This window comes from Nonomuraea sp. CX421 (assembly GCF_059358955.1).
Map to the genome: position 1 here is coordinate 278,790 of NZ_JCADBK010000004.1, position 15,552 is coordinate 294,341.

Consider the following 15,552-nt stretch of genomic DNA (forward strand, 5'->3'; position numbering starts at 1 on the left):
GCTCAGTCGTCGAGGTCCGGCATGGCCAGGCTGGTCAGCAGCCGGCCCAGGGTGATCGCTCCGGCGAGCTCCCCGGTCCGGTCCACCACCGCGACCAGAGGGCTGCGCAGGCGGGCCATCAGGGCCGCGACCTCCAGCAGCGTCGCCTCCAGCTTCACCGTGACCGGGGCGACCTGCTGGCGTGGCAGACAGTCACCCACGGTGAGCCCGCCCAGCGCCTGCCAGAACAGGTCGGCATGGGCCTCGTCGATGGTCCTGGCCAGCGCCGGGTCCTCCTGGAACGCGCCGGGCACCGCCATGCGCAGCACCTGGGTGCCGGGCAGCACCAACCGGGGCCGGGACTTGTCGTCGACGACGATCAGCCCGGGCAGACCGCCCATCGCCATCACCCGCACCGCTTTGGCGACCGGGTCGTGCACAGTCACCGTCGGGAGTTGTACGGCGATATCGCGTGCCTGCATGACACCTTCTTTCGAGGCTCGATCGGGTTCGGGTCGGGACTGTGCCGTCTCATGCCTGGTCATCTCGCCCCCCGGCCGGACGGCACGAGCCGCACCGGTAGTTCTCGGCCCAGCGGATCAGGTCGCTTCTGACCGGGATCTCGACGCGGGAGAGCTCGACCAGACCGACCTCGATGCCCCACTCGGCGGTCCGGCGGCTGATCCTCGCGGCCAGTTCACGCGTGTCCCCGCCGTCCGGTGCGGACAGCTCCGCCAGGTCCCGCTGGGCGACGTACCGGCGGATCTCGCTCTCGGCCACGGCGCTGGTGGCGGCGGTGGAGGTGTCCTCGGCCACCGCGTAGGCGATGGGGTCGGCCACGGACGCCAGGGCGACCCCGCTGACCGTGACCCTCACCTCGTCCCTGGTGGTGGCCTCCACCCACAGCAGGTCCACGTGCATGGGCCGCATCGGGATCGGCACGGCGCGGGCGACGCCCGTCGGCACCACGACGACCCCGGGGCCCTTGATCCCCGCGAAGCGGCCGAGCCGGAAGACGGCGAGCCGCTCGCCGGCGGGGACGACGCGGACCCAGGAGACGGCCAGGACGGCGAGCAGCAGGACGAGCACGATGACCCAGGTGATCGGGTCGCCGGCGACGGCGTAAGCGGGCGCCGAGAGCGGCGTCCAGGCGCCGGTCAGAGGCACGGCCATTGACGTCTCCCTCCTGCGGTCCTGGCTGTGTGTGCCTCCAGTCTGGTCAAACCGGGAGGATCCCACCATTGGGCCTGACACCCATCTAGGCGGGGGTGCACCATGTAAAAACGCCAGGTGAGAGGGTTCGACGGTGACGTGCGTCACCGAATCGGGCCGCACGGAAGATCATCGGTCACCGCGACGGGCCCGGCGACGGCCGGGGGCCGCGTGCCCGGCCGGGGCCGCCTCGCGCCCCGGCCGCTGTCAGATATCCCAAGAGCGTACGTCCCCGCGAGCGTCCACGGCCCCGGACGCACCCAAAATCTCCAAATATCGCGCGTTTGCACCCTTCAGGCCACCACGTCGCGCATGGTCAGCCGGTCGTCAGACGCGGAACGTCCGCGAAGGGAACGAGCGCGGGCGTCCCGCCGCCGGCGCGGCCCGGGTGGCTCCACAGCCCTCGCCGTTCGAGCAGCGGCAGCACCCCCTCGCCGAACCAGTACGCCTCCTCCAGGTGCGGGTAGCCGGACAGGACGAACTCGCTCAGCCCCAGCTCGTGGTACTCGGCGATCCGGTCGGCGACCTGCTCGTGGCTGCCGACCAGGGCGGTGCCGGCGCCCCCTCGGGCGAGGCCGACACCCGCCCACAGGTTGGGCGCGATCTCCAGCCCGTCGCGTGAGCCGCCGTGCAGGTCGAGCATCCGCCGCTGCCCCTCCGACTCACTGCGCCGCAGCCCGGCCTGCACCCGTTCGACGGTCGCCTGGTCGACGCCGTCCAGCAGCCGCGCCGCCTCCGCCCACGCCGCCGCGGCGGTGTCGCGGGTGATGACGTGCAGCCTGATGCCGAACCTCAGGGTCCGGCCCTCGGCGGCGGCGAGGCCGCGGATCCACTCGATCTTGCGGGCCACGGCCGCCGGGGGCTCGCCCCAGGTGAGGTAGACGTCGCAATGGCGGGCTGCGACCGGTCCCGCCGCCGGCGAGGAGCCGCCGAAGTACAACGGCGGGACCGGGTCCGGCACCCGGGCCAGCCGGGCGTTCTCCACCGTGAGGTGGTCGCCCGAGTAGGAGACCTTGCCGCCCCGCCACAGCTCCCGCACGATGTGCAGGAACTCGCCGGTCCGCGCGTAGCGGGCGTCCTTGTCCAGGAAGTCACCGTAGGCGCGCTGCTCGTGCGACTCCCCGCCGGTGACCACGTTGAGCAGCAGCCGCCCCTCCGAGTGCCACTGATAGGTGGCCGCCATCTGGGCGGCCAGGGTCGGGCTGACGAAGCCGGGCCGGAAGGCGACGAGGAACTTCAGCCGCCGCGTCCTTTCCACCAGGAACGCCGTCGTCAGCCAGGCGTCCTCGCACCAGGCGCCGGTCGGGGTGAGCGCGCCCACGAAGCCGAGGTCCTCGGCCGCGCCGGCGATCTGGCCGAGGTAGTTACGGGTCGGCGGGCGGTCGCCTCCGGCGGCTCCGGCGGGGAGGCCGTGACCGCCCCCGACGATGTGGCGGCTGTCTCCGTTGGTGGGCAGGAACCAGTGGAAATCCATTCAGATCACTCCATGGCGGGGCGGATGGGTGCCGTTGAGCGTGTGCCTGCCGATGTGCTGCACCTTCCAGCGGACGGGGTCGTGCAGGGTGTGCGTACGGGCGTTGCGCCAGTGCCGGTGCAGGTTGAGGCCGTCCAGGCTGGACCGCGTCCCCGACACCTCGAACACGGCGTCGGCCAGCTCGATCGCGGTCCCGTCCGCGTGCGCCTTGGCCACGGCGACCGCGACCGACGCCGCCGCCGCGCTGCCGTCGGTGAGGTCGGCCCGGGCGGCGTCCACCGCCCTGCCCGCCTCGGCCAGCAGCGCCTCGGCGGCCCGCAGCCGGATGGTCAGCTCGCCGAAGCGCTGGATCAGCAGGGGGTCCTCGGCGGCGGTCTCGTACCCGCTCTCGAACCACGGGCGGGACCTGGTGCGGACGAAGTCGGCGGCGTCGCGCAGCGCGGCCCCGGCGATGCCGACGTCGATGGCCGCGTGCAGCAGCTGCGCGAACGCGCCGTACACCTGGGGGCCGGTGAAGGTCAGATGGTGGGCCACGACCTGCCGGGCGGGCACGCGCACGTCCGTCAGCCGGACCGTGCCGCTGGCGGTCAGCCGCTGGCCCATCCCCGACCAGTCGTCCACGACCTCGACGCCCGGCGCGCCGGCGGGCACGTAGGCCACGTGCGGGAGCCCGTCGTCGGCCAGCGCGAGCACGGGGATCCAGTGCGCGAACAGCGCGCCGGTGCTGTAGTGCTTCTCGCCGGTGAGCAGGTAGCCGTCACCGTCGGCCCGCAACCGGGTCCGGTAGTCCTGTACGTGTTTGGTGCCCGCCTCCGACTGGGCGTTGCCGAACCTCCTGCCGGCCAGCACCTCACCGAAGAAGAACCGCCGCTGCTCGGGGTCGCCCTGCTGCCTGAGCGCGTTGACGTAGACGAAGTGGCTCTGCGGGATCTGCGCCAGGTTGGGGTCGCCGAGAGCGAGCAGCCTGAACACCTCGGCGACGGTCACGGCCGCGACGTCCGCGCCGCCGTGCTCGCGGGGCACGGTGATGCCGAGCAGCCCGCGGTCCGAGATCAGCTCGATCTCGTCCCGGGGCAGGCGGCGCTCGGCGTCCCGGTCGGCGGCCTCCTTGGCGATGTGCTCGGACAGCTCCCTGGCGACGTCGAGCGCCTCGACGTCGGAGCCGATCACCTGGGTCATCTCTTACACCTTTTCCTTCGTACGGGGGCCGGCGGACGGGGAGGACGGGGCCACGACGTGCCGTTCGACCAGCCCCAGCACCGCGTCCGCGGCCTTGCCCAGGAGCGCGAGCAGCAGGATGGACAGCAGGAGGATGTCGGTGCGCCCGGTGTTCTGGCTGTCGATCAGCAGGAACCCGAGCCCCATCGACGAGGCGATCAGCTCGGCCGCTACCAGGAACAACCAGCCCTGGGCCAGACCCAGGCGGAGCCCGGCGAACACCGCGGGCGCCGCGGAGGGAAGCTGGATCCGGGTGAGCAGCCGCACCCCGCGCAGCCCGTAGGCGCGCCCGGCCTCCACCAGGTGCCGGTCGACGTGGGCGAGCGCGGAGGACGCGGTGGTGTAGACGGGGAAGAACGCGCCGATCGCCACCAGGACGATCTTCGGTCCCTCGCCGATGCCCAGCCAGAGCACCAGCAGCGGCACCCAGGCCAGCGAGGGCACCGCGCGCAGCCCGGCGACGCTGGCCGACAGCAACGCCCTGACCGGCGCGGACAGGCCGACGGCGGCGCCGATCAGCAGCCCGGCCGACGCTCCGGCCGCGAAGCCGAGCAGCACCCGCTGCCCGCTGATCGCGACGTGCTGCCACAGCTCGCCGCGCCGCACCAACTCGGCGACGGCGGCCAGCACGGCCGCCGGGGCGGGCAGCTGACTCGGGGTGAACCAGCCGGCCGCCGTGGCGACCTGCCAGAGGACGAGGACGGCGAGCGGCACCAGCAGCCCCGCGGCGGCCCGCGAGGAGGGCCGCTTCGCCCCCGGGACGACGGGCGGGCGCCGCGCCCGCTCAAGGGTGGTGCTCACGAAGCCCGCGCCTTCTCCGCGTACGCGGGCTCGAACAGCGAGTCGAGAGCGGCCTCGGCCTCCTTCGCCGAACGCACCTGGCTCTCCTGCACCAGCGTCGGCAGGATGCGCTCCAGCACCGCCCGCTGGTCGGCGCCGGGGACGGGGCTGAGGTCGACCTTGGTCCGCTCTCCCAGCACCACCCTGGCGACGTCGGCGGACAGCTTGGCCTCCTTGGCCAGCAGGCTCACCGCCTCGCCGGGGTGCGCGACGATCCACGCGCGGGCCTTCTCGTAGGCGTCGGCCACGGCCTGCGCCTGGGCGGGACGCTCCTTGAGGAAGTCCTCGCGGGCGTTGAGGAAGCCGTACGAGTTGAAGGCGGGGTTGCGGTAGATCAGCTTGGCGCCCGAGTCGACCTCGCTCTGCGCCATCAGCGGGTCCAGGCCGGCCCAGGCGTCGACGTCGCCGCGTTCCAGCGCGGTCCGGCCGTCGGCGTGCTGCAGGTTCACCACCTCGACGTCCGTGCTCGCCAGTCCCGCCGCGCCCAGCGACTGCAGGAGGAAGAAGTACGGGTCGGTGCCCTTCGTGGCGGCGACCTTCCTGCCCTTGAGCTGCGCCACCTCCGAGACGGGCGAGTCCTTGGCCACGACGAGCGCCGCCCACTCCGGCTGCGTGTAGACGCCGATGGTCTTGATGGGCGTGCCGTTGGCCCGGGCCTGCAACGCGGCGGCGCCCGCTGTGGAGCCGACGTCGATGGTCGCTCCGCGCAGGTTCTCGTTGGCCTTGTTGCTGCCCGCCGAGAGCACCCAGGTGACCTTGGTGCCCTTCAGCCCGTCCTCCAGCCAGCGTTGGTCGCGGATGACGAGGCTGAGGGGGTTGTAGTAGGCGTAGTCCAGGCGCAGCTCCGCCTGTTCCGGAGCGGCGGCCTGGCCCTCGCCCGCCACGCAGCCGGTGGCCAGCGTCGCGAGCAGGAGGAGGACGGCCGGCAGGCGGCGGTGAATCATCGGATGTTCTCCTTGACGGGTGTGGGCCGGGGGACGCCGAGGCGGTCCAGCAGGTCGGCACGGAGTGCCGCCAGTTCGGGGTGGCCGCGATCTCGGGGACGCGGGTAGGGCACGTCGACGACGGTCACGACGGTGGCGCCCTCGCGGGGCGGCTCGTCGCCGAGCAGGATCACCCGGTCGGCCAGGTGCAGGGCCTCGTCGACGTCGTGGGTGACCAGCAGCACCGTGGTCCCCGACGCCCGCTGCACCCCGGCGAGCAGATCCTGCATGCGCAGCCGGGTCAGCGCGTCCAGCGCCGCGAACGGCTCGTCGAGCAGCAGCACGCCGGGCTCCCGGGCCAGCGCCCTGGCCAGCGCCGCCCGCTGGGCCATGCCTCCGGAGACCTGGCGGGGCCGGTGCCGGTGGAAGCGGTCGAGGCCGACCACCTCCAGCCAGTGGCGGACGATCTCCCGGCCGCGTTCCCGTCCGGTGCCCCTCGGCAGGCCGAGGGCGACGTTCCCGGCCAGACCCCGCCAGGGCAGCAGCCGGGGCTCCTGGAAGACCACCGCGCAGCGCTCGTCCACCCCGCTCACCTCGCGGCCGTCCACCAGGACCTCGCCACCGGTCGGCCGGTCGAGACCCCCGACGAGCCTGAGCAGGGTCGACTTCCCGCATCCCGACGGCCCGAGGATGGCCACGATCTCGCCCGGCCGGACGTCCAGCTCCAGATCCCGCAGGACCGTGTGGTCGCCGCCGAAGACGTGCCGGACTCCGCGGAGCCCGACTCCGGCCGGGTTCACCGGCTCCCCCAGGCTCGGGCCAGCAGCTCGTAGGAGCGCACGCGGTCGGCGTGCGCGTGGGTGATGGTGGTGACCGGCACCTCGTCCGCCCCGGTGACGCGCCGGAGCACGCGCAGGCGCCGGCAGAGGTCTGGGGCGTGCTCGCGGAGGTCGGTGAAGTCCGTCGGGGTGGAAGCAGTCATGAAACTCCTTGCTAATACCTAGTTAAACAGTAGGAAAAGTAGGTATGCATGTCAACAGCCGCCTCCCCGGAACCCGCGAACCCGTCTTGTCTTTTATTAAGTATCGACTTATAGTACTGACTGGTTCCGGAACTTGGAGGTTCGCATGGATACGCTCAGCACGGTCTTCGCGGCCCTGGCCGACCCGACGCGGCGCGCGATTCTCTCCCGTCTCCTCGACGGTGACGCGTCGGTCGCGGAGCTCGCCGAACCGTTCGCCATGACGCCGCGGGCCGTGTCCAAGCACATCGCCGTCCTGGAGTCCGCGGGCCTGATCACCCGGGCCCGCGACGCGCAGCGACGGCCCAGCCGGATCCGCGTGGAGCCCCTCGTCGACGTCGACGCGTGGCTCGACTCCTACCGGCAGGTCTGGCAGGACCGCTTCGACCGGCTCGACGAGCGGCTCACCCGGCCGCGCGAGGACGACTCCCCCACCAGTTCCCCCACCAGCGAAAGCCTTGCGAGCGACTCCCTCGTGAGCGACTCCCCCACCAGCGAAAGGAGAGCCTGATGGCGTCCACTCACGCCGAAGGCCACACAGCCCCTCCCATCTCGATCGTCCGGCTCTTCGACGCTCCGCGCGAGTTGGTTTTCCGCACCTGGACCCAGGCCGAGGACGTCGCCGCCTGGTTCGCGCCGGACGGCTTCACCGTCACCGACTGCGCGGTCGACGCCCGTCCCGGCGGGCGATGGCACGTACGGTTCCGGTCCGCCTCAGGCGAGGGGCACCGCGAGTACGGCGAGTTCCGCGAGGTGCGGCGGCCGGAAAGGCTGGTCTTCACCCTCACCCAGCAGGGCGACGACGGGCACACCGGCCCCGAGACCCTGGTGACCGTCGCCTTCGCCGAGCACGGCTCCAAGACGGAGATGACCTTCGAGCAGACCGGCTTCGACTCGGCGGCCACGCGCGACGGCAACACCGAGGGCTGGCGGGAGTGCTTCGCCAACCTCGACCACCACCTGACCACCTGACCGCCCGGCGACCCGCCCGGCGACCCGCCCGGCGACCCGCCCGGCGACCCGCCCGGTGACCCGCCCGGTGACCACCTGACGACCACCCGGTGACCGCCTGGCCGACCCCGACGACCACCACGACCTGACCACGACCGGCTACCACGAGGAGCGACCGACATGAGCAAGACCGCCGACAAGACCGCCGAGAAGGAGATCCGGGAGCACTTCGAGGAGTGGTTCAGGGACGCCGCCGCGAAGGATCTCGACGCCGTGATGACGAAGATCGCCGACGACGCCGTCTCGTACGAGCACGACGCCCCGCTCGTCTACACGGGCGCGCGAGCCATCCGCGAGAGCTGCCGTCAGGGCTTCGAGGTGATGGCCGGCGAACTCCGCTGGGACATCCCCGACCTGCGCGTCATGGTCCGCGACGACCTTGCCGTCAGCTGGGGGCTCAACCGCATGCGCGCCCAGGAGCCCGGCGGGGAGCCGGTCGAGCTCTGGTCGCGCGGCACCCGGGTGTTCCAGCGGATCGACGGCGCGTGGAAGATGATCCACCAGCACGTCTCCTACCCGGTCGACTCCGAGACCGGCCGGGCGGCCACCGGCCTGCGGCCGGATCGCTGATCGATCACCCTCGCCGGCCGAGTCGGTGTCCGGCCGAACCTCTCAGCGCGACGGGTCGTCCAAGGGATCATGAACGCGGACGAGTTACGCCCGGGAGACCCGTCGAGGCTGGGCGGCTACCGGCTGGCGAGCAGGCTCGGCGCAGGGGGCCAGGGCGTCGTCTACGAGGGCTATGACCGGGCGGCCAACCGGGTGGCGGTCAAGGTGCTGCACGCCTACCTGGCCGGTGACTCCCCGCTGCGCCGGCGCTTCACCCGGGAGGTGAGCGCCGCCCAGCGCGTGGCGTCCTTCTGCACGGCCCGCATCCTGGACCACGATCTGGAGGGCGAGCGCCCGTACATCGTCACCGAGTTCGTGTCGGGCCCGAGCCTGCGCCGGGCGGTGACGCAACGGCCCGCGCTGGACCGTGACGGGCTGCACCGGCTGGCCGTCGGCATGGGCACCGCGCTGACCGCGATCCACCAGGCCGGGGTGGTGCACCGCGACCTGAAGCCGGAGAACGTGCTGCTCGGGCACGACGGGCCGCGAGTGATCGATTTCGGCATCGCCCGGGCCGCGGGCCTGTCGATGACCTCGACCGGCGAGCTGACCGGCACCCCGATGTACATGGCGCCCGAGTTGTTCTCCGGCGGCCGGGCCGAAGCGGCGGCGGACGTGTTCGCCTGGGGCGCGGTGGTCTACTTCGCCGCGACGGGCCGTGACGCGTTCGCCGGTCCGACGACGATCGCGGTGATCAACCGGGTGCTCCATCACGATCCCGACCTCGGCCCCCTGCCCGAGGGGTTGCGCGAGTTGGTGGGCGCGACGCTCTCGAAGGACCCCGCCGCGCGTCCCTCCGCCGAGCGGCTCCTGCTGACCCTCCTCGGGGGCGGCGGCCACACGGTGCTCGCCGAGGGCGCCGAGGCCGCGGCGGGCGTACGGCCGCCGCGCGAACTCGCCGCCGAGCCCGCGCTGGGCACGGTGGCCGAGGAGGTCTACGCGGCGCTGCCGGCCGCCGACCGCGAGGTGGGCCGAGACCTGCTGCTGCGGCTGGTGAACGTGAGCGACGGCGACGAGACGCCGCGCCGCGCGACGGTGACCGAGTTGACCGAGATGCCGCACTCGACCGCCGGACAGGTGCTCGCCGCGTTCGAAGAGGCCACGCTGGTCCAGCGTCAGGACGACACCGTCACCCTCGCCAGGGCCGCCCTGCTGTACGCCTGGCCCCGGCTGCACGAGTGGGTGAGCAGCGACCGCGCGGATCTCGGGGTCCACCGGGAGCTGGGCGAGGCCGCCCGCCGCTGGGCGGGCGGCGGACGCCGTCCCGAGGATCTCCTCCAGGGGTCGGCTCTGCGGCAGGCGCTGTCCTGGACGAGCGCCACGCGGCTGACGCTGAACCTGACGGAGAAGGAGTTCGTGGAGGCGAGCCGGGCCAGGTCGGCGCGGCGGACCAGGCGGCGGCGCCTGCTCACGACGGGCGTCGCGGCCCTGCTCGCCGTGTCGCTCACCGCGGGCGGCCTCGCGTGGCAGCAGTCGCTGAGGAGCGACGCGAGCGACCGGGTTCTGGCCGAGGAGCGGGCGAAGGCCACGGCCAGACGGGTCGCGCTCCAGGCCGACGCGCTGCGCGGGACCGATCCGGTGAAGGCGATGCTGCTCAGCGTCGCGGCCCACCGCATCGCGCCGGTGCCCGAGGCGGGGGCGGCGGTGCTGAGCTCGCTCGCCCAGCAGGAGCAGCGGGTCTTCACGGATCCGGCGTCCGCCAACGCCGGGCGGGCGCTGAGCGCCGACGGCCGGACACTGGTCAGCGCGGGCGCCGATCGGGTGACCGCCTACGACGTGTGGACGGGACGAGCGGTCCGGACGTTCGGCGGGGTCGGCGCGGGCCCCTTCACCGCCGCGCTCAGCCCGGACGGCGACACGCTCGCGCTCGCCAGGCAGGGCACGGTCGCCCTGTGGAGCCTGCGGACCGGCGCCCGGCTGGGCGAGGGCAGGTACGTGCCGGAGGGATCCGGGCTGCCCACCGGCCTTCCCGGCAGTCTGGAGTTCAGCCCCGGCGGGGGCTATCTCATCGTCCGCCAGAACCTCGGCGGCCCCTACGTCGGGCTGTGGAACGTGACGCGGCGGAGCCTGGAGACGGGATGGGGGCCCGAGCCGCTGGGCGACGCGCGGCTCGGGCCGGGCGACCGCTTCGGCTCCGTCGAGGTCACGGCCGAGCGGTCGGAGACCTCGCTGCGGGGTTTCCCCGACCAGAAAGGACTCGCGGGCCGGCGGCTTCCCGAGCGCCTGCCCGGTCCCGTCCTCGCGTTCAGCCCCGACGGCTCCGTGGCCGCCGTGGGAGAAGGGACGAGGACGGAGCTGTGGAACCTGTTCACCGGCAAGCGGGCCGAGCGGGTGTTCCCCGGTGACGTCAGCGACGCCGTCTTCAGCGACGACGGCCGGTTTCTGATCACCTCCGGCAGGCAGGCGGGCAGCCCGTTGTCGCTGTGGCGGCTGGACGACGGGGCCCCGCTGCTGCGGCTGACGATCGCGTCCACGCTGACCGGCCCACCGCGCCTGGACCCGGAGAACCGGACGCTGAGCCTGCTGGACGAGTCGGGGCGGGTGACCGGCTACGACGTCGGCCGGCGGACCCGTCCGCCGCTCGTCCTGCCGGCCAGGGCCCGGGACAGGCGGTTCACCGCCGGCGTGGACGCCCTGTTCGCCCGGACCGGCGGCGCCGTGCGCGGCTGGTCGCTGCCCGGCCTCACCGAGACGAGGTCGCGCGTCGACATCTCCACGGACCGCGGCCCGGTCATACTGGTCAGCCCCGACGGGCGGACGATCGTCACCGGCCACTGGGACGACCATACGGAGGGCGTCACGCTCTGGGACGCCGCCACCGGGCGCGAGCTGGGCCGGGTTCCGCTGAGCTCCGAGACGGAGCGGGCGGACATGGAGATCAGCCCCGACAACCGGCTGCTCGCCGTCAGCCACACCCTGCCCGGCGACGTCTACGGCAGCGGCGAGGTCGTCGTCATCGACCTCGCGCGGCGCGAACAGATCATGCGGTTCGGGCCGGTCGCGGGAGGCGCGCTGTCCTTCAGCGCCGACGGCAGGTTCCTCGTCACCGCCGATCCCGCGGGCGCCGACGTGATCGATCTGGTCTCGCGGAAGGTGCTCCCCCGGTCCGAGGGGCCGGGCACGCTGGCGCGCGGGTGGATGGAGCTCGCGCCCAAGGGCGGGCTGGCCGCCTCGCCGTACGGCAACAGGGCGGTGGTGCTGTGGGACAGCCGCACCTGGCGGACCACGGGACGGGTGTTCAGGCTGCCGGGCGACGCGCTGGGCGCGGTCTTCTCCCTTGACGGGCGGATCCTGGCGGTGGCGCACGACGACAGGGTCTCGCTGTTCGACGTGGCCACGGGACGTCAGCTCGGCGATGGCCGCACCGTCGTCACCGACCTGTCCGATCCGCGGGACTCGGACGATCCGGTGCCCGCCCTCGCGTTCTCGCCCGACGGCGCCCTGCTGCACGTGGCGGGGCGCGACGGGACCGTACAGGAGTTGCCGGTCGATCCGGCGCGCGCGGCCTCGGAGGCGTGCGCGCGGGCGGGACGCGCGCTGACCCGCGAGGAGTGGCGCGAGCACGTGGGAGCCGATCTGCCCTACCAGGAGGTGTGCGGCTGAGCGCGGCCGTCGCCACCTCCCCGAAAGGGGCGATGGCCTGCGTTAGCCTCAGGTGGTCGAAACCGTATGTCGTCGAAGCCGTCTGTCGTCGGCGAGCATGGGCGCATGTCGAGCCGGAGGAGTGTGTCAATGATCTTCATTACCGCGAGGTTCCGCGTTCTCCCGGAGCATGCCGACCGGTGGCCGGAGATCACTGCCGACTTCACCAGGGCGACCCGCGCCGAGCCCGGGTGCCTGTGGTTCGACTGGTCGCGCAGCGTCGAGGAGCCGGACGTGTACGTCCTGGTCGAGGCGTTCCGCGACGACGAGGCCGGAGCCGCCCACGTCGGGTCCGAGCACTTCGCCGAGGCGCGGCGGACCCTCCCGGCCCACCTGGCGGAGACCCCGCGCATCGTCAACGTCAACGTCCCGCAGGACGACTGGTCGCTCCTCGGCGAGATGGCCGTGCCGGAGCGCTAGACCGCTCCCCTGTGGCTCGGGGTTAGGCTCGGATGCGTCGGCACATGGGCGCGAAGGGATCCGATCATCGTCAACGACAACTACCCGTTCGAGGACCCGCCACCGCGCGTGCGCCGCCGCGTGACCAAGGCGGCGATCTTGAGCGCCCTGAGCCCGGCCGACCTCGTCGAGTGGACCTGCCCGCACGGCCAGCACGCCGGCCACGGCTGCGTCACCTGCTACGACGCCACCGCCGAGGCCGATCCGGAGTTGCCGCTGTGGGAGGTCGCGGCCTGGTTCACCACCAGGCGGCCGATCCCGATCAGGGCGTTGCAGGACGTCCACCGCCACGGCCACCGTTTCGCGCTCGACCAGCCCTCGACTCCCCTGGTCTACCTGCTGAGCGGACAGGTGCGGGCCACCCTGGGCGCGGAGGCGGTGGCGGGCGTGGTCGGGTTCCTCCTGCAGAACCGGCACATCGTCGACGACTTCGCCGTGACCGAGATCCGCGCCGTCCACTCCTGACGGCTCGCCTCGCACGAGGCGGCAGGCCGCCCCTCCGAGGCCGCTACCCGGCGGGCCGGGGCGAGCCGGGGTAGGAGTCGCGGTCCTCGTCGAGGACGTCGGCGGCCGTACGGACGATGAGCGGATCGGGCACCCCGACCACTTCGTGATTCTTGCCCTCGTAGTCGAACAGGCTCAGCACGTGCCGGATCGCCTCGACCCGGGCGCGTTTCTTGTCGTTGCTCTTGATCACCGTCCAGGGCGCGTAGTCGGTGTCGGTGTGCTGGAACATGTCCTCCTTGGCGTCGGTGTACTCGTCCCATTTCTGGCGGGACGCCAGGTCCATCCGTGACAGCTTCCAGCGCCGGACCGGGTCGATCGACCGGATGACGAAGCGGGTGAGCTGCTCGCCGCGCGAGACCGAGAAGTAGAACTTGACCAGCTGGATGCCGTCCTCGACGAGCATCTGCTCGAACAGCGGCGCCTGACGCAGAAACTCCAGGTATTCGCGCGGGGTGCAGAACTCCATCACCCGCTCGACCCCCGCGCGGTTGTACCAGGAGCGATCGAAGAACACCATCTCCCCCGCCGACGGCAGGTGGGCGATGTAGCGCTGGAAGTACCACTGGGTGCTCTCGCGTTCGCTGGGCTTGTCCAGCGCCACCACGGCCGCGCCCCGGGGGTTCAGATGCTGCTGGAACCGTTTGATCGTGCCGCCCTTGCCCGCCGCGTCGCGCCCCTCGAACAGGACCACGAGCCGGACCCCGGTGTCCTTGATCCAGTACTGCAGCTTCACCAGCTCGATCTGCAGCAGCCGCTTGGTCCGCTCGTACTCGGCGCGGTCCATCCGGCTCCGGTAGGGGTAGTGCTCGCGCCAGGTGTCGTACGGACGGCCGTCGAGGTCGACCAGGACCGGATCGTCGTCATCGTCGTCGATCACCCGGAGGTCGGAGAGGTCGTCGAGCAGCTCGGCAGGGGGCGCCTCCGCCGTGTCGAGCAGCTCGGCGGGGGCCGCCTCCATCTTTGCGCCGTTCATGCTGGTGACCAGGAGCTCTTCGCCCGGGCCCGCGCCACTGTCGGTGTTGTCCACGCCGCCCGTCTACCCCTGCCGCCGTGCTCGACACCCCCGATCGGCCACGCTGCGCCCCCTTCCGGACCTTCGCCGGGTGAGCCGTGGGGCCGGTCACGGCTGACGCTTCACGTTCTCCAGCCGGTCGGGCTTGTTGGTCATGATGCCGTCCACGCCGTACGAGATCAGTCGGCGGATCACGGGCGGCCTCCTCGTCGACCAGGTGAAGACCCGCATGCCGTGGTCGTGGACGTCCTCGACGTATCCGGGGGTGAGGTCGCGGTGCGGCAGGTTGATCCCGCTGGCGTACTGGGCCAGCTCGGGCAGCCGATCGGCCGCCGGTTTGCCGAGCAGCGCGATCGGGACATGGGGCACCATGCTGTGGAAGGCCCGCATCGAGCGCCAGTCGAACGCCTGCACGGCCAGCCGCTTGCGCCCCCACCAGGCACGGGCGTCCTGCAGCTCGGCGGCCACCCGCTGGTCGATGTCCGGGCTGTCCGGCGGGTGTTTGATCTCCAGCAGCAGGCCGATCTCGGTGTTCCGCAGCGCCCGCATGGCCTGGCCGAGCGTGGGCACCCGTTCGCCCCGGTACCGCGAGGAGAACCACGAGCCGGCGTCCAGCCGCTGGATCTCCGCGAGCGTGAAGTTGGAGACCCGCCACGGCGAACGCCGGGGAAAGACCTTCTCGACATCGGTGGTACGGGTCAGCGTGGCGTCGTGCATGAGGACGAGCTGGTGGTCCTTGGTCTGCTGGATGTCGAACTCGCACACGTCGGCCCGCTGGATCCGGGCCACGGCGCACGCCGCGAGCGTGTTCTCGGGCGCGTACGCGGAGGCGCCCCGATGCGCGATGGTGTCGACCTCGCGCGGCGACGCGGACGCGGTCCCCGTCATGACGACCAGGGCGGTCAGGACGGCGGTTCCCACGGCACTGAGCTGGCGGTACATGTCCCTCCTCGGGCGTGGCCTGTGACGGTCGGTAACCCGAGTCTGACAATGCGTCCTATGTCGAGTTATGTAGGAGGGTGCCCACTAACGCCAGCAAAGCGATGATTCATCCGACACACTGCCCACATCCGCACCAACTCTTTGCCGGGTTCACAGCGCGTTGGCGTGCGTCAGTGGGGTCGGCGTTGTTCGGGAAGGTCTCCGTCGCTGCCCAGATCCGCTCGCATGCTGTCGAGAAGAGGCTTGAGATCCCGGTCCAGCCCGGACGGCCGCCGGCCTCCGCTCAGCGCGTGGGCCACCGCCGCGGTCAGCGACCTGCACACCTCGTTGGCTCTCGCATCGGTCTCGGGCTTCGCGATCAGCCGGACCTCCGCCCTGACGAGCCCCAGCGCGATCAACGTGCTGTCGCACGCGGTCCGCGCCTCGTCGGCCGGAGCCTGCTGATAGCGGATCAACGCCTCCTGCGTGTCGTGCAGCGCCGCCAGCAGTTTCGCGTACCCGCTGGACCGGGCCTCGTAGAGGCGAGTCTGCCTCTCGTGCTCGAACTGGGCCGCCCGGCCTTCGACTTCCCGTCGATGGGCGCGGTCGGCCTCCACCCGGATCTGCCTGCGCGCGAAGTACGCCACCGAGATGGCCGCGGCGGCGGCGATGAGAGCGGCGATCGTGCTGCTCACCTGCGCGAGGATCGCACCCATCACACCCT

Annotated in this window: 17 protein-coding genes; 6 read left to right on the top strand and 11 right to left on the bottom strand. The window is 72.3% G+C overall.

What is annotated here, in order from left to right; genetic code table 11:
• Positions 1 to 2: 2 nt before the first annotated feature.
• The 8 genes from AC5L3X_RS09985 to AC5L3X_RS10020 all read right to left on the bottom strand — a co-directional run bounded on the left by AC5L3X_RS09985 (position 3) and on the right by AC5L3X_RS10020 (position 6,628).
• Positions 3 to 461, bottom strand: a complete 459-nt coding sequence (locus tag AC5L3X_RS09985) for a CBS domain-containing protein (RefSeq protein ID WP_494856524.1) — start codon at positions 459 to 461, stop codon at positions 3 to 5.
• A 49-nt stretch (positions 462 to 510) separates the two neighbouring features.
• Positions 511 to 1,152: an SPFH domain-containing protein gene (locus tag AC5L3X_RS09990; RefSeq protein ID WP_494856526.1), complete on the bottom strand. Its 642-nt coding sequence runs from the start codon at positions 1,150 to 1,152 to the stop codon at positions 511 to 513.
• A gap of 355 nt (positions 1,153 to 1,507) precedes the next feature.
• A complete protein-coding gene (locus AC5L3X_RS09995) occupies positions 1,508 to 2,665 on the bottom strand; it encodes an LLM class flavin-dependent oxidoreductase (RefSeq protein ID WP_494856527.1) in 1,158 nt (385 codons plus the stop codon).
• Positions 2,666 to 3,844 carry an SfnB family sulfur acquisition oxidoreductase gene (locus AC5L3X_RS10000; protein WP_494856529.1) on the bottom strand — a complete coding sequence of 393 codons (1,179 nt, stop codon included), beginning with the start codon at positions 3,842 to 3,844 and terminating at the stop codon, positions 2,666 to 2,668.
• 3 nt (positions 3,845 to 3,847) lie between these two features.
• Complete coding sequence (locus AC5L3X_RS10005) at positions 3,848 to 4,684, bottom strand: ABC transporter permease (RefSeq protein WP_494856531.1); 837 nt, start codon at positions 4,682 to 4,684, stop codon at positions 3,848 to 3,850.
• Positions 4,681 to 5,667 carry an aliphatic sulfonate ABC transporter substrate-binding protein gene (locus AC5L3X_RS10010; protein ID WP_494856532.1) on the bottom strand — a complete coding sequence of 329 codons (987 nt, stop codon included), beginning with the start codon at positions 5,665 to 5,667 and terminating at the stop codon, positions 4,681 to 4,683. Before AC5L3X_RS10010 ends, AC5L3X_RS10005 begins: the two co-directional genes overlap by 4 nt.
• Positions 5,664 to 6,446 (bottom strand): ABC transporter ATP-binding protein, encoded by a 783-nt coding sequence (locus AC5L3X_RS10015; protein ID WP_494856533.1) that lies wholly within the window; start codon positions 6,444 to 6,446, stop codon positions 5,664 to 5,666. Before AC5L3X_RS10015 ends, AC5L3X_RS10010 begins: the two co-directional genes overlap by 4 nt.
• The gene (locus AC5L3X_RS10020) at positions 6,443 to 6,628 is read right to left on the bottom strand and encodes a hypothetical protein (protein WP_494856535.1); all 186 of its coding nucleotides are present in this window, start codon (positions 6,626 to 6,628) and stop codon (positions 6,443 to 6,445) included. Before AC5L3X_RS10020 ends, AC5L3X_RS10015 begins: the two co-directional genes overlap by 4 nt.
• A 145-nt stretch (positions 6,629 to 6,773) precedes the next feature.
• Here AC5L3X_RS10020 and AC5L3X_RS10025 point away from each other — a divergent pair, with 145 nt between their 5' ends.
• The 6 genes from AC5L3X_RS10025 to AC5L3X_RS10050 all read left to right on the top strand — a co-directional run bounded on the left by AC5L3X_RS10025 (position 6,774) and on the right by AC5L3X_RS10050 (position 12,853).
• Positions 6,774 to 7,178, top strand: coding sequence for an ArsR/SmtB family transcription factor (locus tag AC5L3X_RS10025; RefSeq protein ID WP_494856537.1), 405 nt, complete (start codon positions 6,774 to 6,776; stop codon positions 7,176 to 7,178).
• Positions 7,178 to 7,639, top strand: coding sequence for an SRPBCC family protein (locus AC5L3X_RS10030; protein WP_494856538.1), 462 nt, complete (start codon positions 7,178 to 7,180; stop codon positions 7,637 to 7,639). Before AC5L3X_RS10025 ends, AC5L3X_RS10030 begins: the two co-directional genes overlap by 1 nt.
• Positions 7,640 to 7,798: 159 nt before the next feature.
• Positions 7,799 to 8,248, top strand: coding sequence for a nuclear transport factor 2 family protein (locus AC5L3X_RS10035; RefSeq protein ID WP_189124801.1), 450 nt, complete (start codon positions 7,799 to 7,801; stop codon positions 8,246 to 8,248).
• Positions 8,249 to 8,317: 69 nt separating this feature from the next.
• On the top strand, positions 8,318 to 11,890 hold the full coding sequence (locus AC5L3X_RS10040) for a WD40 repeat domain-containing serine/threonine protein kinase (protein WP_494856539.1): 3,573 nt from the start codon (positions 8,318 to 8,320) through the stop codon (positions 11,888 to 11,890).
• Between the two features lie 129 nt (positions 11,891 to 12,019).
• Positions 12,020 to 12,349 (top strand): putative quinol monooxygenase, encoded by a 330-nt coding sequence (locus tag AC5L3X_RS10045; protein WP_494856541.1) that lies wholly within the window; start codon positions 12,020 to 12,022, stop codon positions 12,347 to 12,349.
• Between the two features lie 138 nt (positions 12,350 to 12,487).
• Complete coding sequence (locus AC5L3X_RS10050) at positions 12,488 to 12,853, top strand: hypothetical protein (protein ID WP_494856542.1); 366 nt, start codon at positions 12,488 to 12,490, stop codon at positions 12,851 to 12,853.
• Between the two features lie 43 nt (positions 12,854 to 12,896).
• Here the strand turns inward: AC5L3X_RS10050 and ppk2 are convergent, their stop codons facing one another.
• The 3 genes from ppk2 to AC5L3X_RS10065 all read right to left on the bottom strand — a co-directional run bounded on the left by ppk2 (position 12,897) and on the right by AC5L3X_RS10065 (position 15,544).
• Positions 12,897 to 13,922 (bottom strand): polyphosphate kinase 2, encoded by a 1,026-nt coding sequence (gene ppk2, locus AC5L3X_RS10055; RefSeq protein WP_494856543.1) that lies wholly within the window; start codon positions 13,920 to 13,922, stop codon positions 12,897 to 12,899.
• Positions 13,923 to 14,015: 93 nt separating this feature from the next.
• Complete coding sequence (locus AC5L3X_RS10060; RefSeq protein ID WP_494856545.1) at positions 14,016 to 14,849, bottom strand: glycerophosphodiester phosphodiesterase; 834 nt, start codon at positions 14,847 to 14,849, stop codon at positions 14,016 to 14,018.
• Between the two features lie 170 nt (positions 14,850 to 15,019).
• Positions 15,020 to 15,544 carry a hypothetical protein gene (locus AC5L3X_RS10065; RefSeq protein ID WP_494856546.1) on the bottom strand — a complete coding sequence of 175 codons (525 nt, stop codon included), beginning with the start codon at positions 15,542 to 15,544 and terminating at the stop codon, positions 15,020 to 15,022.
• Positions 15,545 to 15,552: the final 8 nt, after the last annotated feature.